Annotated in this window: 19 protein-coding genes and 2 riboswitches; of the genes, 11 read left to right on the top strand and 8 right to left on the bottom strand. The window is 65.7% G+C overall.

Annotated features, from left to right (window positions below; genetic code table 11):
- Window positions 1-24: 24 nt before the first annotated feature.
- Window positions 25-1,482: a PLP-dependent aminotransferase family protein gene (locus HCA61_RS04530; RefSeq protein WP_169686997.1), complete on the bottom strand. Its 1,458-nt coding sequence runs from the start codon at window positions 1,480-1,482 to the stop codon at window positions 25-27.
- A 124-nt stretch (window positions 1,483-1,606) separates the two neighbouring features.
- Window positions 1,607-2,194, bottom strand: a complete 588-nt coding sequence (locus HCA61_RS04535; RefSeq protein ID WP_169686998.1) for a TetR/AcrR family transcriptional regulator — start codon at window positions 2,192-2,194, stop codon at window positions 1,607-1,609.
- Between the two features lie 98 nt (window positions 2,195-2,292).
- Here HCA61_RS04535 and HCA61_RS04540 point away from each other — a divergent pair, with 98 nt between their 5' ends.
- Window positions 2,293-3,180 (top strand): alpha/beta fold hydrolase, encoded by an 888-nt coding sequence (locus tag HCA61_RS04540; protein ID WP_169686999.1) that lies wholly within the window; start codon window positions 2,293-2,295, stop codon window positions 3,178-3,180.
- A gap of 27 nt (window positions 3,181-3,207) precedes the next feature.
- On the opposite strand, the gene HCA61_RS04545 is transcribed toward HCA61_RS04540, so the two are convergent.
- Both HCA61_RS04545 and HCA61_RS04550 read right to left on the bottom strand, forming a co-directional pair.
- Window positions 3,208-3,690, bottom strand: coding sequence for a hypothetical protein (locus tag HCA61_RS04545; protein ID WP_169687000.1), 483 nt, complete (start codon window positions 3,688-3,690; stop codon window positions 3,208-3,210).
- Window positions 3,691-3,757: 67 nt separating this feature from the next.
- Window positions 3,758-5,047, bottom strand: a complete 1,290-nt coding sequence (locus HCA61_RS04550) for an adenylosuccinate synthase (protein ID WP_169687001.1) — start codon at window positions 5,045-5,047, stop codon at window positions 3,758-3,760.
- Between the two features lie 246 nt (window positions 5,048-5,293).
- Between HCA61_RS04550 and HCA61_RS04555 the strand changes: the two genes are divergently transcribed.
- The gene (locus tag HCA61_RS04555; RefSeq protein WP_169687431.1) at window positions 5,294-5,944 is read left to right on the top strand and encodes a hypothetical protein; all 651 of its coding nucleotides are present in this window, start codon (window positions 5,294-5,296) and stop codon (window positions 5,942-5,944) included.
- 240 nt (window positions 5,945-6,184) lie between these two features.
- On the opposite strand, the gene HCA61_RS04560 is transcribed toward HCA61_RS04555, so the two are convergent.
- Entirely contained in the window at window positions 6,185-6,763 is a 579-nt protein-coding gene (locus HCA61_RS04560; protein ID WP_169687002.1) for a TerD family protein, read from the bottom strand.
- A 70-nt stretch (window positions 6,764-6,833) separates the two neighbouring features.
- A riboswitch (cobalamin riboswitch) is annotated at window positions 6,834-6,966 on the top strand.
- 35 nt (window positions 6,967-7,001) lie between these two features.
- Between HCA61_RS04560 and HCA61_RS04565 the strand changes: the two genes are divergently transcribed.
- The 7 genes from HCA61_RS04565 to metE all read left to right on the top strand — a co-directional run bounded on the left by HCA61_RS04565 (window position 7,002) and on the right by metE (window position 14,952).
- Entirely contained in the window at window positions 7,002-8,201 is a 1,200-nt protein-coding gene (locus tag HCA61_RS04565) for an ABC transporter substrate-binding protein (protein WP_169687003.1), read from the top strand.
- Window positions 8,198-9,298: an iron ABC transporter permease gene (locus HCA61_RS04570; protein WP_169687004.1), complete on the top strand. Its 1,101-nt coding sequence runs from the start codon at window positions 8,198-8,200 to the stop codon at window positions 9,296-9,298. The genes HCA61_RS04565 and HCA61_RS04570 overlap by 4 nt, the downstream gene beginning before the upstream one ends.
- Entirely contained in the window at window positions 9,295-10,116 is an 822-nt protein-coding gene (locus HCA61_RS04575) for an ABC transporter ATP-binding protein (protein ID WP_308198768.1), read from the top strand. The genes HCA61_RS04570 and HCA61_RS04575 overlap by 4 nt, the downstream gene beginning before the upstream one ends.
- A complete protein-coding gene (locus tag HCA61_RS26740) occupies window positions 10,109-10,756 on the top strand; it encodes a (2Fe-2S)-binding protein (protein WP_169687005.1) in 648 nt (215 codons plus the stop codon). The genes HCA61_RS04575 and HCA61_RS26740 overlap by 8 nt, the downstream gene beginning before the upstream one ends.
- Entirely contained in the window at window positions 10,753-11,313 is a 561-nt protein-coding gene (locus HCA61_RS04585) for a hypothetical protein (protein ID WP_169687006.1), read from the top strand. Before HCA61_RS26740 ends, HCA61_RS04585 begins: the two co-directional genes overlap by 4 nt.
- Before the next feature lie 259 nt (window positions 11,314-11,572).
- Window positions 11,573-12,208, top strand: coding sequence for a hypothetical protein (locus HCA61_RS04590; RefSeq protein ID WP_169687007.1), 636 nt, complete (start codon window positions 11,573-11,575; stop codon window positions 12,206-12,208).
- Between the two features lie 109 nt (window positions 12,209-12,317).
- A riboswitch (cobalamin riboswitch) is annotated at window positions 12,318-12,523 on the top strand.
- A 146-nt stretch (window positions 12,524-12,669) separates the two neighbouring features.
- Window positions 12,670-14,952, top strand: coding sequence for a 5-methyltetrahydropteroyltriglutamate--homocysteine S-methyltransferase (gene metE / locus HCA61_RS04595; RefSeq protein ID WP_169687008.1), 2,283 nt, complete (start codon window positions 12,670-12,672; stop codon window positions 14,950-14,952).
- Between the two features lie 156 nt (window positions 14,953-15,108).
- Here metE and HCA61_RS04600 read toward each other — a convergent pair whose 3' ends face one another.
- Complete coding sequence (locus tag HCA61_RS04600) at window positions 15,109-15,684, bottom strand: TetR/AcrR family transcriptional regulator (protein ID WP_169687009.1); 576 nt, start codon at window positions 15,682-15,684, stop codon at window positions 15,109-15,111.
- An 88-nt stretch (window positions 15,685-15,772) separates the two neighbouring features.
- On the opposite strand from HCA61_RS04600, the gene HCA61_RS04605 reads away from it, so the two are divergent.
- On the top strand, window positions 15,773-16,225 hold the full coding sequence (locus HCA61_RS04605) for a DUF1772 domain-containing protein (protein ID WP_169687010.1): 453 nt from the start codon (window positions 15,773-15,775) through the stop codon (window positions 16,223-16,225).
- A 14-nt stretch (window positions 16,226-16,239) separates the two neighbouring features.
- Window positions 16,240-17,010, top strand: coding sequence for an NAD(P)H-binding protein (locus HCA61_RS04610; RefSeq protein ID WP_169687011.1), 771 nt, complete (start codon window positions 16,240-16,242; stop codon window positions 17,008-17,010).
- Between the two features lies 1 nt (window position 17,011).
- Here the strand turns inward: HCA61_RS04610 and HCA61_RS04615 are convergent, their stop codons facing one another.
- Window positions 17,012-17,917, bottom strand: a complete 906-nt coding sequence (locus tag HCA61_RS04615) for a CoA ester lyase (protein ID WP_169687012.1) — start codon at window positions 17,915-17,917, stop codon at window positions 17,012-17,014.
- A complete protein-coding gene (locus tag HCA61_RS04620; protein WP_169687433.1) occupies window positions 17,914-19,119 on the bottom strand; it encodes a CoA transferase in 1,206 nt (401 codons plus the stop codon). The genes HCA61_RS04615 and HCA61_RS04620 overlap by 4 nt, the downstream gene beginning before the upstream one ends.
- Between the last annotated feature and the right edge of the window lie 6 nt (window positions 19,120-19,125).

Consider the following 19,125-nt stretch of genomic DNA (forward strand, 5'->3'; position numbering starts at 1 on the left):
CCTGTCCCCCAAGACGCCGAGCGTTCAGACGACGAGCCGAGACACCTCGATGTCACCGCCCTGCGCTACCTGGGCATATGCGTCGGCGACCATCGCCACGGCGTGGCGCAGTGAGTCCGGCTGCTGCGTGTACGGCAACCGTAGGAATCGTTCGAAGGCTCCCTGAACCCCGAAACGCGGTCCGGCCGCGAGTAGTACACCGTGGCTCGGCGCGATGGCAGCGAGGGATGTCGATACCGGTTCGGGCATCCGCACCCAGAGCGACATCCCGCCCTGACCTTCGGTGTACTGCCAGTCGGGCAAGCGGTCGTCGAGTGCCTCACACAGCGCCTGTCGTTGCTCCCGGAGTTGTGTACGTCGTTGTTCGAGAAGCTCTTCGACGTCCGACAGCAGATGTGCGGCGGCGAACTGCTCCATGACGGGTGTACCGAGATCGACACCCGACCGTGCGCCGGTGAGCCGGCCGATCAGCTCACGGTCGGCACGAATCCACCCCACGCGCAGCCCGCCCCACAGGGACTTGCCGGTCGATCCGATCGTCACCACCGAGGAACCGGCCGGGAACGACGCGACAGGCGGGGGTGCCGGAGCATCCAGCCACAGATCCACCATCGTCTCGTCCACGACGAGAGTCATCCGTGCGTCGTACATGATGCGCGCGAGTTCGGCGCGACCGTCCTCGTCGAGACACAGACCAGTGGGGTTGTGGAAATCGGGGACGAGAAACGCTGTGCGCGCGGCGGTCTGGCGCGAGGCACTGGCAAGCGCACCGAGATCCCACCCGCCGGAGGGTCCGGCTTCCGGTCGGACCGGCACCGGGATCGGACGTGCACCGTGCCGTCGGATCGCTTCGAGCGCATTCGGATAGGTCGGATGGTCGACGATCACCCGGTCGCCCGGATCGGTGAGCACACCGAGCAGCAGCCGCATAGCGTGCTGGGCGCCGCTGGTGACCATGATCTGTTCCGGCGAGGTAGGCAGTCCGCGTTCGCGATACCGGCGTGCGATCACTTCACGCAGCTCCGTCACACCGATCGGTTCCATGCCGTGCGACGACAGGTATACCGACATCGATCGCAATGCCAGTTCGTACGCGGCTTCGATCTCGGCAGCGGGGGCCGGGAGCGACGCGTTGCTCATGTCGATCGCATCGACGCCGGGAGGCCCCGTCTTGACCGCATTGCGGGCACGCGCCCCGCCCGCAGGCATCGCGACCGTACTGCGCGCACCTTGCCTGCTGCGTAGGTAACCCTCGTCACGCAGCGCCGAATACGCCGAGGTGACGGTGGTGCGGCTCAGCGACAAGGCCGACGCGAGTTCCCGCTCGCTCGGCAGTGCAACGCCTTGCGGGACACGGCCGTCGTGAACGAGGAGGCGGATGCCGTCGGCGAGGGCCCTGTACGCGGAGCGCACGTCACCGGTGTCCTGCCAGTTTCCGAGGTCGCGGACCAGCGAACTGGCTCCTATCGCGCGTGTGATCACCGGTCCAGTATCGCGCATAGTGGACTGCTACACGACAGGCCAGTGGGACTCCTCGGAACATGCCCCGGACCGGCCCGTCGACGCCGACGCGCGGTGAACACGACGTGATCCGCAAGGCTCGAGATCAGGAACGACGCACCGTTCGATCGAGCAGGTGGTCGACGAGCTCAACCGCGCGACCCTCGGCGTAGACACCGGCCAACATGCCCTGCGCGAGGCCACCGACGGCGGCGAGAACGAGTTCGGCATCGAGATCGATCGTGCCCGGCAGATCCCCCTCCCGCCCCAGGTGGTGGGCGACGATCGCAACGAGCGCACGCGGTGCCGCATGGGTCTCCTCGGCAGCGAGCCCCCGGCCGACGATCGCCGCCGAATTGAACGCTCCGAGCACGATCGCCTCCTCTCGGCGCCGATCGTCGAGCGGAAGTAGTTCGGTGAGAATCGTGCGGATCGCCTCACGCGGGGCAGCATCACCCTGCGCCGCCAATCGCTCACCGAACCTGGCTCCAGCGTCTTCCATCACCGACCGGTGGGTGGCCAGGAGAAACTCCTTCTTGGTACCGAAGTAGTACTGGACGAGCCGCACGGATATCCCCGCTTCCGCCGCGACCGATTGGAAGGTCACTCCTTCCAATCCGCCCGCGACGATGACACGGCGCACGGCGTCGGTGATCTCCCGTCGCCTCACCTCATGGTCGACCAATCGTGGCACGGGTTGCTCAGCCTTTCGTTCCGGACGTTTCCCCATCTTGCTGGTATGTGCGTATCATAAACGTGATACGCACATACCATGAAGAATGGAGGGGACGCATGCCGAAGATCGGGCAGTTCAAGAACGACGAGGCCAGGGACGAATTCATGCGCGCGTACGACACTCTCGCGGCGCAATGGCCCATATCGTCGACCGAGATCAACATCGAAACACCCTTCGGCACAACGTATGTGCGCCGATCCGGAAGCGGGGACGGCATACCGCTTCTTCTGCTTCCGGGCATCTCCGGCAACGGGCAGATCTGGGCCCCATTCATCGAGGACCTCGCCCGCGACCGTGTTGTCTACACACCGGACGTCATCGGCTGGGCGGGACGCAGCACACAGACAACGCCTCTCGCGGACGGCGCCGACTTGGCCCGATGGATGGTCGAACTACTCGACGGACTCGGCGAGGAGCGCATCCATCTCGCCGGAAACTCGATGGGCGCCTGGATTTCCATGAACATCGCAGCACACCACTCCGAGCGGCTGGCGAGCGTGACCCTGTTCGAGCCGGGCGGCGCCACGTTCGCGAGGCCGCGCGCGAGAGTGCTGTTGAAGTTCCTCCTCATGGGTGTCAGGCCGACAGCCGAGCGGCTCCGGAAGTTCAACAAGTGGATGATGCCCGGGTACGCACCCACCGACGAGGAATTCGCGATGATCGTGGCCGGAGTGAAATATCGGATGGGCGTGCCTTGGGAACGCACGATCACCGACGACGAACTGGCCCGTGTCGCGGCGCCGCTACTGGTCTTGTTCGGCGCCGAGACGATCACCAACGATCCCGAGATCCAGGCAGCACGCGTCCGCAAGCACATCCCGTCGGCCGACGTCGAGATTCAGCCAGGGGTGGGACACGACCTACTGTGGGCGAACCCCGACCAGGTGATCCCGCGGTTCCTGAGCTTCGTCGAGAAACACGACCGGACCGAGAACCGCCCGTAACTCCTTGTCTCCTTCGAAGATTCGCGCTCAGGACGCCGTGAACTCGCCCCCACCCGGCAGGTGTGGTGTCGCCGGCGCGATAGTGACCTCGACGCGCCCTGGCCCGGGGTCGAAATAGCGCACGGTACCCGCTTCCGGCCCATCCCAGCCGGACAGCGCCCAGTCATCCGATCCGGAGGCTCCGGTATCGAGGTTGTGCCAGGTGAACGTGCCGTCGACCAAACAGACGGGTGTGACACCGACGAAGTTACTCTCGAGCCGGACCACGTACGGCTCGGGGCCCTCCTCGGACGGGTACACCTCGACATCGAGCCGGCCGATACATACCGCGATCGACCCGGAGGATCCGTGACCGATCGTGTAGGCAGGCGCCAGCTGCGTCGATTCCGGTTGAGCGTGCGCGGTGCCCTGCCCCGCCGCAATCAGTCCCGCGGCGGTGACGGCGACCATGAGCGCTCTCGGGCGTGCTCTACGCGGCCCGGCTGCATTCACCTCTGCTGTACGAACCATGCACTCCACTGTCGCGCGTCCGTCCTGGTCGCGTCCAGCATGCGGCGTTTCCGGGCAAATGCCCCGATCAGGCGAGGATGTCGCGCCGGACGATCGTTTCGTCACGGCCCGGCCCGACACCGATGCACGAGATGAACGCGCCGGAGAGCTCCTCGAGACGCAGCACGTAGTTCTGTGCGTTCTTGGGAAGCTCTTCGAAGGTACGGGCGTGTGAGATGTCCTCCCACCAGCCGGGCATTTCCTCGTAGATGGGCTTGGCGTGATGGATGCCTGTCTGCGTCATCGGCATGTCGTCGACGCGCACACCATCGACCTCGTAGCCGACGCAGATCGGCACGGTGTCGAGACCCGACAGCACGTCGAGCTTGGTGAGGAAGTAGTCGGTGATGCCATTGACGCGCGTGGCGTAGCGGGCGATGACCGCGTCGAACCAGCCGGTGCGGCGCGCGCGACCGGTGGTCACACCCACCTCACCGCCCTGCTTGGCCAGGTATTCGCCGTGGTTGTCGAACAGCTCGGTCGGGAACGGACCCGAGCCGACACGCGTGGTGTAGGCCTTGAGGATGCCGAGAACTGTGGTGATCCTCGTGGGCCCGATACCCGAGCCCACAGCGGCGCCGCCGGCGGTCGGGTTCGACGAGGTCACGTACGGGTAGGTGCCGTGGTCGACGTCGAGCAGCGTGCCCTGCGACCCCTCGAGCAGCACGGTGTCGCCGCGCTCGAGTGCCTCATTGAGCTGCAGACGTGTGTCGGCGATGCGGTGCTTGAATCCCTCGGCCTGGCCGAGAACCTCGTCGACGACCTGCTGCGGATCGAGGGCCTTACGGTTGTAGATCTTGACGAGCACCTGGTTCTTGAACTCGAGGGCCGCCTCCACCTTCTGAGTGAAGATCTTCTCGTCCAGGACATCAGCGACACGGACACCGACACGTGCGATCTTGTCCTGGTAGCACGGGCCGATACCGCGGCCGGTGGTGCCGATCTTCTTCGCGCCGAGGAAGCGCTCGGTGACCTTGTCGATGGCCACGTGGTACGGCATGATCAGGTGCGCATCGGCCGAGAGCAGCAGACGCGAGGTATCGACGTCGCGCTCTTCGAGGCCCGCGAGCTCTTCGAGCAGCACACCGGGATCGACAACGACACCGTTACCGATGACGTTCGTGACACCCGGAGTGAGGATGCCCGACGGGATCAGGTGCAGCGCGAACTTGTCACCGTTCGGCAGCACGACGGTGTGGCCCGCGTTGTTGCCGCCCTGGTAACGCACGACCCACTGCAGACGTCCGCCGAACAGATCGGTTGCTTTGCCTTTGCCCTCATCGCCCCACTGGGCTCCGATCAGGACGATTGCCGGCATTTCGCGCTCCTCAGGCAGGGTTCTTCGTGCGGGCGGTCTCGCCTGCAGGGTCCTGCCCGAATCCGGGCAGCAGCCGGGACCACAGTGTAGTCCACCATCGACCGCGCTCCGGTTTCGGTATCCGTTTACTCGGCCCGGCCCGCCACGATCCGGGGTCCCCACGACCGGCACCGGTTCGGATTACAGTGGACGCCTGACCGACGGCCGCCCGATCGTGACCAGCGAGGAGATGAGTTGACCCCGGTAGTGCTCAGATGCGGCGATGTGCCACTCCCCTTGGCACTCACCTCAGTAACCGCGCTGTCGGCTCCTGCGATTCCGGAGAAGGACGACTTCGAGGATGTGTTCGCACACATCGAGTCGGTGGACGACCCCCGACTGATCATCGTGGGCGACGACGCTGCATTCGCGGCAACACTGACACGGCTGATGCGCACCGACCGCCTCGGGATCGAGGTCGCGTTCGTCCCCGAGTCGCGGACACCCGCGACGGAAGCCTACGGATTGCGCACCGGTTCGAAGGCCGCGTCCATCGCACTACAGGGTGAGGCGAAGCCGATCCCGCTCATCCGCGACGACGCGGGAGTGGCTCTCGTGGGGCGCGCGCTCGTCCGCGGCGACGAGAACGGGCTCGTGGGTGAGGCGTACGTCGACGACACCCGCTTGTTCTCCGGCACGGTGCCCGGCATCCGCATCGAGCCGACTCCCCAGATGCCGGGACTACGCGCAGCAGTCGACCGGGCCCGATGGTTCGGTGGCTACAAGTGGCTCACGGGCAGGGCCGTCCAACTCGGTTCTCCCGAGGCTTTCCTCGCCCGCGACGGTGTCCCCAATCCTCGCGCGCTCAAGCGGTCGACCTTCTACCGCCACGAGACGAAGTGGAAGCTTGTGCGCTGAGGCGAGTCGAGGTCTCGGATCCACTGCCATCCGCCAGGCTCCCCAGGTCGCATCCACCGAGGTGGTGGACGAGATCACACTGAAAGTGATTCTGCACGAACCGAATCCCAGCTTCCCGCGACGTACGCCTATACACACTGGGATCCCCACTGCCCGAGGAACTCTGGGCCGAGAGCTGAACGAATGAAGCGAGGGGCACTCGGGCCGTCCGAGTACCCCTCGCTCGTTGATCGATGCGGGTCAGCCGATGTTCACGCCGTAGTCCCGCGCGATCCCCGCGAGCCCGGACGCATAGCCCTGACCGATCGCACGGAACTTCCACTCGCCGCCGTGCCGGTACAGCTCACCGAACACCATCGCAGTCTCGGTGGAGGCATCCTCGGTCAGGTCGTAGCGGGCGAGTTCGCGGTCGTTGGAGCGATCGACGACGCGGATGAACGCGTTGCGGACCTGACCGAAGGACTGGCCACGCGCGTCGGCGTCGTGGATCGACACCGGGAACACCACCGATTGCACGTCGGCCGACAATGCAACGAGATCGACGTTGATCGATTCGTCGTCGCCGTCGCCCTCACCCGTGAGATTGTCGCCGGTGTGCTCCACAGCCCCATCGGGCGAACGAAGGTTGTTGTAGAAGACGAAGTGCTGGTCGGAGAGCACCTTGCCGCCTGCTCCCGCGACCAGAGCGCTGGCGTCGAGGTCGAAGTCGGTGCCTGTGGTTGCGCGTACGTCCCAGCCCAGGCCGATCGTCACCGCCGTGAGGTTCGGGGCCTCCTTCGAAAGCGAGACGTTTCCACCCTTGGCCAAGCTGACACCCATACCGGTCCTTTCGATCGTTGTGGTCCCTCCACGATAGCCACCGAGAACCCGGTCCGTATTGCCGTCTTGGCCCGTGTTAGGTTCCCGGCGTCGTATGCGACGACACCTGAGGAAGCCGGTGCGATTCCGGCGCGGTCCCGCCACTGTGACCGGGGAGCAACTCTCCCGGGAGCCAGATACTCACGTCGCCGCACTCACCTGGACGGGGCGGACCTCCCCGAGAAAGGGCGTCTTCGCCATGCGCGCTCGCGCCGTTCCACTCAGATTTCTCAGCGCTGTGGCAGTCGCGGGTCTGACCCTCGCCGGCTGCTCGACCGCTACTACCACCGACACCGACGCCGCCTCCCCCGACGGTTGTGTCACCGATTTCGATCCGAGCGTCGACTACTTCCCCGACAAGTCCGAGGTCGTCGACGCGGAGAATTTCTCGATCACCTACGAGAACAGTTACCAGGTGCTCACTGTCGACGAGCCGTACTCGGGCGCCGAACCGGAATCGTACGTGTTGGTCAGATGCGGCGCGCCGGCACCGGAACTGCCGGACGATCTGAGCGATGCCCAGCAGATCACGGTACCGATCACCAGCCTGTACTCGGGCTCGACGACGCACTTGCCGCTCGTCACCGAACTCGGCGTGCTCGATGTACTCACCGGTGTGTCCAACGGAGCCAATGTAAGTGACACCTCGGTCGTCGATCGGATCGCGTCCGGTGACGTCACCGAATACGCGGCCGGCGGCACCATCGACACCGAGGCCGTCGTCGTCGCCGCACCCGGCGTCGTGATGACCGGTGGCACCGACGACCCCGCATACACGCAGCTGCGTGAAGCCGGGATCGGTGTGGTCGCGAACGCCGAGTGGCTCGAAGCGTCGCCGCTGGGTCGCGCCGAGTGGATCAAGGTGATGGCCGCCCTGACCGGCACGGAGGTCCGCGCAGCCGAGGTCTACGACGGAATCCGCCGCGACTACCTGGAGGTCGCCGACAAGGCTGCGGGAACGGAACCCGCACCGGTGCTGCTCGGCGGGATGTCGCAGGGCACCTGGTACATGTCGTCGGGTGGCAGCTACATGGGCCGTCTGTTCAGCGATGCGGGAGCCATGTGGCCGTGGCAGGAGGACACCAGTACCGGGTCACTGCCCCTCGACTTCGAGGCCGTGGTCGCGGAGTCCTCCGACGCACCTACCTGGCTTGTCGTCAACAGCTGGACCTCGATCGGCGACGCCCTCGCCGACGACGAACGCTACGGCGACCTCGCGGCGGTCGGCACCGGTCAGGTGTGGAACGCGAACAAGGCGCTCGGACCGGGCGGCGGTAACGACTTCTACGAACGGGGGGTGCTGCGACCCGACCTGCTCCTGTCCGACCTGGTCGCGGTCCTGCATCCCGAGCTGCTGCCCGATCACGAGTTCACGTTCTATCAGCGACTGCCGGCATGACCACCATGCTCGACGCGGCACCGGCAGTCACTGCGACCTCCGCTCCCCCGGTCCGTGCCCGGCGCGTGGCGGTGGCGTTCGCCGCACTGGTCGCGGCGCTCGTGGTCACCACCGTCGTATCGGTGACGGTGGGATCGGTCACGGTGCCACTCGACGAGACTCTCCGCGTTCTGCTTGGACAGGACGCGCAGAATCCCCGCTGGGACATGGTGATCCGCGACCTCCGGCTACCCCGCACGCTCACCGCGATCGCGGTAGGCGCGGCACTCGGCATCGCCGGTCTGCAGATGCAGACCCTGTTCCGCAACGCCCTCGCCGACCCGTACATCCTCGGCGCGAGTTCGGGTGCGAGTCTCGGTGTCGCGATCGTCGTCGTGGCCGGTGGCGGCGGAGCCAGTGGATTCACAGCGAATCTCGCCGGGCTCGGCCGCACCGGAGTCGTCATCGCTGCCGCGCTCGGCGCGGCGGCTGTGCTGATGCTGATCGTGGTGCTGTCGAGGTGGGTGCGTTCGGCGGTGACGCTGCTGCTCATCGGCGTGATGCTAGGGTCAGCGACCACAGCGGTCGTCTCCGTGCTCCTCGTCTACGCCGACCCGCAGCGCGCTCAGCAGTTCCTCGTGTGGGGTCTGGGCAGTTTCACCGCGACCACGTGGTCGGATCTGAAGTTGCTGGTTCCCGTGGTCGTCGCCGGCATCGTGATTGCTCTACTGACGGTGCGGGCCCTCAACGCGCTCCTACTGGGCGAGGGGTACGCGCGGTCGATGGGCATCGACATCCGTGTCATCCGGCTGACCACGGTGGCATCGGCCGCACTGCTCGCGGGCGTCACCACCGCCTTCTGTGGACCCATCGGATTCCTCGGGCTCATCGTTCCGCACCTGTCGCGCATGGCATTCGGCACTTCCGATCATCGGGTACTGCTGCCCGGAGTCGCGCTGTTCGGTGCGGTGGCGGCCCTGGTGTGCGGTGTGGCCAGCCAGATGCCCGGCACCGACACGGTGTTCCCACTCAATGCGGTGACCGCGCTCGTCGGCGCGCCGGTCGTCATCATCGTCCTCGTGCGCAGCCGGCGTGGAGCGCTGGGAGCGGCCTTGTGAACAGCGTGATGAACGGTGTGGAACTGCGCGAGGTGACGATCGGCTACACACGCCGTCGCACGTTGCGGAGAAGCGGCGTCACCGAGATCGCGACCGGTCTCGATGCCGTCGCGCGCCGCGGTGAACTCACCGCGCTGGTCGGCCCCAACGGAGCAGGGAAGTCGACATTGCTCCGCACCCTGTGCGGGCTGCAACCGGCGCTGCGCGGGCAGGTGCTGATCGACGGCGACGACCTGTCGTCGATCCGTCCCGCAGACCTCGCGACCCGTATCTCCGTGGTCCTGACCGAGCGTATCGATCCGGGTCTGCTGACGGTACGCGAACTCGTCTCCCTCGGGCGGACGCCGCACCTCCCCGCCAGCGCACGACTCTCCCCGGAGGACAAGGCCGCGGTCGACTGGGCACTCGACGCGGTCGGCGCGGCAGAATTGGCGTCCCGGCAATTCAGCGAGCTGTCCGATGGGCAGCGGCAACGCACGCTCACTGCCCGCGCGCTCGCTCAGGACCCCTCGCTGCTCGTACTCGACGAACCGACATCGTTTCTCGACGTTCCCTCGAGAGTCGAGCTCGTCGACGTGCTACGTCGGCTCGCTCGTGAACAGAACCTCGCCGTGATCATGTCCACCCACGAACTCGAGCTCGCCCTGCGAGTGTCGGACCGGATGTGGTTGCTCGACGCCGACCGGACATTGACCTGCGACTCCCCCACTGCGCTGGCCGAATCAGGGCGTATCGGGGCAGCATTCGATCGTGGGCGGATGCGCTTCGAACCGCGCACACTGGTGTTCGACCTCGAGCCGGAGGACAGCCGTGCCTGATGCTGCTGCAGTACTCGAACGCATTGCCGCGTCGAGTCCCTATTTCGCGGTGAGCACCGGTCCGGTATCGGACACCCGGTGGCAACCGACCTCCGCCCTGCGCGACTGTACGGTTCGCGACCCTCTGGTGTCGGACACGGCGCACCGGATGAGAACCAGGGAGACGCGAGTGGCCGCGTCGACTCTGTTCTTCGGATACGCCGCCCGGATGTGGTCCGTTGCGTTGGGCTCGGTCGTCGACTCCGGCCGATGTGTCCGACTCGACCCGGACACGTTGCTGTGGCGCAACGACGGGGGTCTGCGGCTGCACATCGTCGACCCCGAATTCGGTTCGGCCACCGACGAAGTCCTCGATGACCAGCTCGAACCACTCATCGAGGCGTGGAGCGACATCGTCGCCCCCGGGTTGATGTGGGGGAATTCCGCATCGGCGCTCGTCGGGGCCGGACGAGTGATCGGCGAGGCAGCGCAGACACACGTCGACAACCTCCTGGACGATCCTCGTCTGGTCGGCGCGCTGGTCCGCTCGACCGGCCGGCGGCGCAGTTGCTGCCTGTATTACCGCGTCCCCGGGGGCGGAGTGTGCGGCGATTGCGCCTTCCCCAGCCCACCGAAAGCATCGACGAAGGAGATTCTGTGACAGTCGTATTCGATCCCGAGATCGTCGACACCGAGGACGGCGGTCGCGAACAGCGCTGGTCGCTTCCCACCGATGAAGACTCACTGCTGCGGCTGACGCGGTTGCTGTTCGACGAGTACTGGAACGACATGTGGTTCGGTCTGCTCATCGAAGGCTCGGCGCTCGAGGTGGCGGCGCCCAACGCCCCGAAGAAGATCTCGATGTACGACGGGTATGCGACCGTCGACTTCGGTCGCTGGCATTTCCATCTGTGCATCGGCGAGCACACCGCGAGCGGCCCGGAACTCGGCCGTATCCGCCGCTGCAGCCGCGCCGAGCTGTACCGCAGGATCGGCAAGGACGACGCACCGACGTCGTGGGGTGTACGCCTGTTCAACGGCCGCGACGAACAGATGCTCACCATCATGTTGCCCACCCCGTTCCTCACGAACACGCAGCAGCTGACGGACGAACCGGTGTGGGCACACCTCGAGGCGTGGGATCGCATTCGGTCGGAATTCCTCGGCCTCGAAACCGATCCCCGTGACCGAACCGGTAAGGGCTTTCGCCACTCCTGATCAGCACAGCCGACAGGAACGCACCGACGAAACTACAATCCGCGCAGACAGATACAGCCCTTGGGAAGGGAGGTATCTGTCTGATTGCGTTGTAGCCGTTCCGCTTCAGCGATAGCTGAGCACGACGTGTCGGAAGCCGCCGCACCGCACGCCGAGAGAGAGTTCGAGCGACTCGAAGCGGAGCACGCGGCTCTACTGCGATTCGCAGCGTGTGCACCGAAAGCTCGAGTCCGGCAAACGCCGATTCAATCACGCAGACATGGACATCGTGGAAGATCTAGCGTTTCGGGCATCGAAGGAACTGGCGCGCGGGACGACCGTGGAGGAGCTGTCCTCCGTCGAAATCGGCGCTCTTCGGACCGTCGGCGTCAACCCAGAAGAACACTGGACCTGGTATCTACATGCGGAGGAGTGCGACGGCAGCGGAAATTCGTGCATCGAAGGCGCTGCGAACCGTACCGTCGAACAATTCGAGATACGGGAGAGTCGACGTCATGCTCGCCGTGAATTCGTCAGTGCAGCGAAAGAACTGATCAGGATCCGCGCCGTGAACGTAGGCGACGCCGTGCAAGTCGGACCCTATGGAAGCCGTGTGGGTACGGTTGTCGCGCTTCTGCGGTCGAGGGTGCGAGTTCGATTGATCGGGTACCGGGCCGACGACTATCTCCCGGTGGAGAAGCCGATCCATCCACAGAACCTCACTGTGGTACCGGCGTCCGCTTCACCACTCTCGGTCGGAGAGCCGGTTCGGTTCGTGGACCGGGGTGGGCACATTCGCAACGGCGTCGACGCCGAGGTCGACGGTCCGATGTTTCGTGCCGACTACCTGCTGGCGTCGGGGGCCTCCAGGTCCGGATGGTTCGACACGCTGAACCTGGCACCGGAGCATCACTGACTGCTCCTCGATCTCGGGGTTGAGGGAGTTCCTGCTTTGCCCACTCGAATGAAGACGTGGCTATACTCCGGGATGTAGTTGGTTCGCCGTGCCGGTCGTGAGGAGCCCCGAAGACCGTGGCGGCGTCGACGCATCCTCGATCGGGATGCGGAGAGGGAACCCGGTGAGAATCCGGGACTGTCCCGCAGCGGTATGCAGGAACGACCGCCGTCATCAGCACTGGGCATCATCCCGGGAAGCGACGGCCACTAGGTACGGGCCCACAGGCTCGGGCGCTTGCAAGTCCGAAGACCTGCCATCTGCGCCGGGCATGCCGTGCCCGGCGGTGTGCCGCCTCGAGGACTGGGCGCGCGGACCCGCTGTGCTGTCGCTCCGACACCGTCGGAGACACCGGGGCTCGGTAGGATTCGCGCACTCTACGGGCGGTGGGCCATCCACGACCGACCACCGGAGTACCACCAGTGTCTATATCCTCTGCACCGGCTTTCCACGCCACCGTTCTCGGATCCGCACGGATCGGACCGAACCGCGAGCTCAAGAAAGCCGTCGAATCCTATTGGGCCGGAAAGATCGATCGCGACGCCCTGGATAAGGTCGCTGCCGATCTGCGCGTCGACACCTGGACCGCACAGCGCGATGCCGGGCTCGACTCGATCCCAGTCAATACGTTCTCGTACTACGACCACGTCCTCGACACCGCAGCCATGCTCGGCGCACTGCCGCCTCGTGTGTCAGGAATCGCCGACGACCTCGACCGCTATTTCGCCGCGGCGCGAGGCAACGACGACGTCGCACCGCTGGAGATGACGAAGTGGTTCGACACCAACTACCACTATCTCGTTCCCGAAATCGGCCCGGACACCGTCTTCGCCCTCGACACCTCGAAGGTTCTCGGCGAAGTCGCCGAGGCCCGTGCGCTCGGCATTCCGGCTCGCCCGGTCGTCGTCGGACCCCTGACGTTCCTGCTGCTGTCGAAGGCCGTCGACGGGCAGGGTCCGCTGCTCGACCGCGCCGGTGAGCTCGTCCCGCTCTACCAGGATCTGTTGGCGGAGCTCGCCGCCGCCGGAATCAAGTGGGTGCAGCTCGACGAACCCGCACTCGTCCGCGATCTCGACGACGCGACCGTGGCCGCGGTCGAGCACGTGTACGGCACGCTCTCGCAAGCGCAGGACCGCCCTGCGATCCTCGTCGCTTCCTACTTCGGCAACCTCGGTCCGGCACTCGGCGCGCTCGCCCGCACCGGTGTCGAAGGTCTCGCGGTCGACCTGGTCGCAGGTGACGCGGCCGGCGTCGCCGCCCTTCCCGCCCTGTCGGACAAGCTGATCGTTGCGGGTGTGGTGGACGGCCGCAACGTGTGGCGCACCGACCTGGAGAAGGCCCTGGCGACCCTCGCGACACTGCTCGGTTCGACGGGTTCGGTGGCGGTGTCGTCCTCGTGCTCGTTGCTGCACGTTCCGTACACGGTCGAGGCGGAATCGGGCCTCGACGAGTCGCTGCGCACGTGGCTGGCGTTCGGTGCGGAAAAGGTCGCCGAGGTTGCCACGTTGTCGACAGCGCTGCGCAGTGGCCGCGACGCCGTGACGTCCGAACTCGACGCGGCCCGTGCCGCGGTCGAACTGCGCGCGTCCGATCCTCGTCTGCGCAACAACCAGGTGCGCGGCATGCTCGACTCGATCACGGAGGACCGCACCCGCACGTCGGCAGATGAGCGCCGCGAGATCCAGCAACAGCACCTCGACCTGCCCTTGCTGCCGACCACGACGATCGGGTCTTACCCTCAGACCACCCGGATCCGCATTGCCCGCGCTGCACTGCGTAAGGGCGAGATCGAGCAGGCCGAGTACGTCCAGCAGATGCGCGACGAGATCGCCGAGGTGGTCACCCTGCAGGAGAAGCTCGGAATCGACGTGCTCGTGCACGGTGAGCCGGAGCGAAACGACATGGTGCAGTATTTCGCCGAGCAACTGGACGGGTTCTTCGCAACCGAGAACGGCTGGGTCCAGTCCTACGGCAGCCGTTGCGTGCGTCCGCCGATCCTCTACGGCGACGTCGCGCGCCCCGACGCCATGACCGTCGAGTGGATCACCTACGCGCAGTCGCTCACCGAGAAGCCGGTCAAGGGCATGCTCACCGGTCCCGTGACAATCCTTGCGTGGTCGTTCGTCCGCGACGACCAGCCCCTCGCGGACACCGCCGATCAGATCGCACTGGCAATCCGCAACGAGACGGTGGACCTGCAGGCCGCGGGAGTCCGCATCATCCAGGTCGACGAGCCCGCACTGCGAGAGCTGCTGCCGCTCCGCGTCTCCAAGCAAGCCGAGTACCTGAAGTGGGCTGTAGGGGCGTTCCGGCTCGCGACGTCGGGGGTCGCGGTTTCGACCCAGATCCACACCCATCTGTGCTACTCCGAATTCGGCGAGGTCATCGAGGCCATCGCCGAACTAGACGCCGACGTCACCTCCATCGAGGCAGCGCGTTCACATATGGAGGTTCTCGACGACCTCAACGCAGTCGGATTCGATCTCAGCGTTGGCCCCGGCGTCTACGACATCCACTCACCGCGTGTTCCGAGTGAGGACGAGATCGCCGAGTCTCTTCGTGAGGCGCTGCGCGCTGTTCCGGCCGAGCGCCTGTGGGTCAACCCGGACTGCGGCCTCAAGACACGCGGCGCCGACGAGGTCACGGCATCGTTGACGAATCTCGTCGCCGCGGCGGCAACGGTTCGGTCCGAACTCGACCGATAGCGATTCCCAGAAAGCTCTCGATCACCGTGACCACGCATCAACCTTCGCGCCACTCACGCCGGGAGGCCTGAGGCACCTCCCACTCGTCCCGGCGCCTCCGGTAGACGACGCTGAGCCGGCGTGGTCCGGTAAATCCTCCCGGACCACGCCGGCTCCTCATTCGTCGGCAAAGCGATCCACGAGCACCTCGATGCGACGCGCGGTGTCCTGCGGAGGAACCCTGCCTGTTCGGGTGAGCTCGACCAGACCGTGCACTGCAGCCCAGTAGACCTCGGCCAGCAGCCCCGGTTCGACGTCTCCCGCGACCAGTGCCAAAGTGTCGTGTAGGACTTGGAACGACTCACGCATCGGGGCCGGGGTCGCCGGGTCCGCGAATGGAAGTCCGTTGTCGAGGTTGAACATCGAGTCGTACACGGCAGGGTGTCGCTCTCCGAACGCGATGTAGGCCCTCGTGAGGGCGGCCACAGCGGCGCGTGACGACCGGGTTCCGGAGACCGCTCGGGACAACTCCACGGTCATCTCGGAGAATCCGTCCAGTGCGACAGCCGCGATGATCTCGTCCTTGCCCCGAAAATGGCTGTAGAGCACAGGTTGGCTGTACTCGATCCGTTCGGCCAATCGCCGAGTGGTGACGGCGTCCCACCCTTCTGCCTCTGCCATCTCACGCGCTGCCGCGATGATCGACCTGTGGCGGGAAGCCCGCTCACGCGCCTTGCGCTCCTGTACTGACATTCCATGATTCTAGCAGCGCTAGATCTTGGGTCGTCGAAATGTTATCGTCGATCTAATTTCTAGCGCTGCTATATCTATGGAGGTCTCCATGCTGAATGCAGTTGCCGTCACCACGGTCGTGGTCTTCGGCATGTTGGTGGGAGTGGAATTCGCCATCGCGGTGTTCGTCAATCCGATCATGTATCGAATTCCTGGCGATGCCGGTGTGGCCGCTCGCAGCGACGGCGCCCAGGTGCTCGGACGCGTGATGCCGTTCTGGTACATCGGCACGCTTGCCTTCGCAATTCTGTGGACGATACTGGGGTGGGGCGACACCACTGCATGGATTGCGTTGGGAGCATCGGGGTTGCTGCTGGTCAGTTTGGTGATATCGGTCCTGATTCTCGTACCGATCAACAATCGCTCGGCCCGGTGGGCCGAAGAGGGAACGCCGCCGGACTGGAAGGAGCAGGCTGACACCTGGGACCGCTACCACTATGTGCGAGTTGGCGTCATCGCGCTCGGCTTCGCACTGTCGGCAGTGGGACTACTGCTGATCTGACCCGAAGGACGGCAATGAATAATTCGTCACCGATAGTCGTCACGGGTGGCACCGGCACCGTCGGCCATCATGTCGTCGACCGTTTGCGCGATGCCGGACGCCGGGTGCGTGTGGTCAGCCGTCACGACCGATCCGGCGACACGAGAACCGGACTCGAGTGGGCAGTCGCCGATCTGGGCCGTGACGAAGGCATCGAGCGTGCGCTGGCGGGGGCCGACACCGTGGTGCACTGCGCGACCGGCTACTCCCGACGTGCGGATGTCCGCGCCGCTCGGCACCTCTTCTCGGCTGCACGGGTCGTCGGAATCGAGCACGTCGTGCTCATCTCGATCGTGGGCGTGGACCGGATCCCCTTCGGGTACTACATGGGCAAGGTGGAGGTCGAACAACTGCTGGAACGATCCGGGCTCGGCTACAGCATCCTGCGCTCCACACAGTTCCACGAACTGATCGCCGGCCTGTTCACCCGCCAGAGACGCCTACCGGTTCTTCTCACCCCGGATATCCGGATCCAGCCGATCGCTGCGACCGAAGTCGCCGACGAACTTGCCCGACTGGCTGCGGCCCCACCGGCCGGTCGGGTACCGGAGGTCGGCGGACCCGACATCATCGACGCCCGCGATCTCGCCCGGACCTACGCCGCGTCGATCGGTGCACGAAAGAGGATCTGGCCGATCCGGCTCCCCGGGCGCGCATTTGCGGCGTTTCGTGCCGGAAACAACCTGACCCCGGAGCGGGCGGTCGGAGTCCGGACCTTCCGCGAGTACCTGGCCCTCCGACCGTGAGTCACATCCCTGCCTGCGCCAAGATTGCCTCGGCAAGTTTCACATGTGCGGCATCCACCAACCGGCCATCGACGCTGGTGGCGCCCAGCCCGCGCGCTTCGGCCTCCCGATAGGCTTCGAGATTGCGCTTCGCCCGCGTGATCTCCTCCTCGGTCGGCGAAAATACGGTGTTGGCGATCGCTATCTGCGACGGATGGATGGCCCATTTCCCGTCGAATCCCAGCGATGCGGCATGCCGTCCATCCTGCTCGTATCCTGCTTCGTCCTTGAAATCCGGGTAGGGCGCGTCGATTGCGCGCAGGCCCGCGATCCGAGCAGCCGTGAGCACCTTCATCCGCGCGTAATGCCAGAAGTCCCCCGGATACTCGTCGCGGGGCTTGAAGTTCGTGTCGACCCGTGCGCCTTGCGACACCGACAGATCACCGGCACCGAAGATGAGTGCATCGAGCCGACCGCTTGACGTGGCGATCTCTTCTGCGTTCGCCACCCCCGCGACATCCTCGATGAGCACCTCGAGCCGAATACGTTTCCTCATCCCGAGCGTGTCCTCGACCTGCGTGAGCAAGGTGTCCACCCACCAGACATCCCGCGCGGCAGTCACCTTGGGCACGATGATCACGTCGAGGTTCTCACGGGCGCCGGTGAGCACCTCGACGACGTCCCCGTACGCCCAGCGGGTATCGATGCCGTTCATACGGATCGCCCGGGCCGTGCGCCCCCAGTCGCACTCGTTGAGTGCGCGAACGGCCTTGCCGCGGGCTTCTTCCCGCTCAGCCGGGGCACAGGCGTCCTCGAGGTCGAGGAACACGAGGTCGGCATCGGAGGAGGCGGCCTTCGCAAACATCCGTTCGTTCGACGCGGGTGTCGCGAGTTCCGACCGCCGGATCGGACGTGGCAGCGAGGTCATGAGGCGTTCCTTCCGGACGTGATGATGTGTCGGTCGCACAGATCGGCGATCTGCGGGTCGGTGAGGCCGAGCACCTCGGTGAGGACTTCCGCGGTATGGGCCCCCAACGCAGGCCCCAGGCTGTCGACGATTCCGGCACTCCCCGAGAATCGCGGTACCGGAGCCTGAACGAGCATGCTCTCGAGATCCGGATCGTCGATCCGGACGAACACCCCGCGCGCCTGCATCTGCTCGTCCTCGACGAGCTGGGAGATATCGTAGACGGGCGCCGCAGCAATCTCTCCCGCTTCGAACACGGCCATCGCGTCGTCGAGGGTGTGCTGCGCCACCCATTCGGCCACGATCTTGTCGACCTCGTCCAGATGCGCGAGACGCCGTTGCGGATCGGAGAAATCGGGATCGTCGACAAGGTCGTCGCGCCCGATCGCCCGGAACACCCGCAACGCGATCGTCGGAGAGCTTGCCGACATCGCGAGCCACTGGTCGTCCTGCGTCCGGTACGTGTTGCGGGGTGCGGAGATCCCCCACCGGTTCCCCGCGCGCTGCGCGATCTCGCCGGTCTGGTCGTAGGTGAGCAGCGACTGTTCGAGCAGACGCGCCAACGGGTCGACCAGATTCACGTCGATCAGCTGACCGTCCGCACCGTGGACATCCCGGTGGTACAGCGCCATCATGATCGAATACGCGGCATTCAACGAGGCCACCCCGTCGGCGAGCATGAACGACGGGAGTGTCGGTGGGCCGTCGGATTCGCCGACGGTGTGGGCGAATCCGCTCATGGCTTCACCGAGCGTCCCGAATCCCGGTCGCGACGACTTGGGTCCGGTCAGGCCGAACCCGGTGACGTGCAACATGACGATCTTCGGGTTGACCGCCCTGAGAGACTCGTAGTCGAGCCCCCATCGGGTAAGGGTGTGCGGCCGGGTGTTCGCGACGACGACGTCGCACTCCGCAACGAGACGTCGTACGAGTTCTTGACCGTCCTCGGTGCGGAGATCGATCGTGACGGAACGCTTGTTGCGTCCGAGGCTCTTCCAGACGAGTCCGATCCCGCCCTTCTGCACACCCCATCCCCGGATGGGGTCGCCGCCCTGCGGTTGCTCGACCTTGATCACCTCGGCGCCGAACTCGCCGAGATACGTGGCCGCAAGTGGTCCGGCCGCCAGGGTTGCGAGATCGAGAACCCGGATACCGTGCAGCATGGTGCT

Source organism: Rhodococcus sp. HNM0563, assembly GCF_012726195.1.
Taxonomy (GTDB): domain Bacteria; phylum Actinomycetota; class Actinomycetes; order Mycobacteriales; family Mycobacteriaceae; genus Rhodococcus.

What these genes read in the sequence shown, in the direction of transcription:
- HCA61_RS04570 (WP_169687004.1), top strand. Translation starts at nt 8,198, where the DNA reads ATGACCACCATGCTCGACGCGGCACCGGCAGTCACTGCGACCTCCGCT.
- HCA61_RS04540 (WP_169686999.1), top strand. Translation starts at nt 2,293, where the DNA reads ATGCCGAAGATCGGGCAGTTCAAGAACGACGAGGCCAGGGACGAATTC.
- HCA61_RS04545 (WP_169687000.1), bottom strand. Translation starts at nt 3,690, where the DNA reads ATGGTTCGTACAGCAGAGGTGAATGCAGCCGGGCCGCGTAGAGCACGC.
- HCA61_RS04565 (WP_169687003.1), top strand. Translation starts at nt 7,002, where the DNA reads ATGCGCGCTCGCGCCGTTCCACTCAGATTTCTCAGCGCTGTGGCAGTC.
- HCA61_RS04620 (WP_169687433.1), bottom strand. Translation starts at nt 19,119, where the DNA reads ATGCTGCACGGTATCCGGGTTCTCGATCTCGCAACCCTGGCGGCCGGA.
- HCA61_RS04550 (WP_169687001.1), bottom strand. Translation starts at nt 5,047, where the DNA reads ATGCCGGCAATCGTCCTGATCGGAGCCCAGTGGGGCGATGAGGGCAAA.
- HCA61_RS04600 (WP_169687009.1), bottom strand. Translation starts at nt 15,684, where the DNA reads ATGTCAGTACAGGAGCGCAAGGCGCGTGAGCGGGCTTCCCGCCACAGG.
- HCA61_RS04560 (WP_169687002.1), bottom strand. Translation starts at nt 6,763, where the DNA reads ATGGGTGTCAGCTTGGCCAAGGGTGGAAACGTCTCGCTTTCGAAGGAG.
- HCA61_RS04605 (WP_169687010.1), top strand. Translation starts at nt 15,773, where the DNA reads ATGCTGAATGCAGTTGCCGTCACCACGGTCGTGGTCTTCGGCATGTTG.
- HCA61_RS04610 (WP_169687011.1), top strand. Translation starts at nt 16,240, where the DNA reads ATGAATAATTCGTCACCGATAGTCGTCACGGGTGGCACCGGCACCGTC.
- HCA61_RS04590 (WP_169687007.1), top strand. Translation starts at nt 11,573, where the DNA reads ATGGACATCGTGGAAGATCTAGCGTTTCGGGCATCGAAGGAACTGGCG.
- HCA61_RS04615 (WP_169687012.1), bottom strand. Translation starts at nt 17,917, where the DNA reads ATGACCTCGCTGCCACGTCCGATCCGGCGGTCGGAACTCGCGACACCC.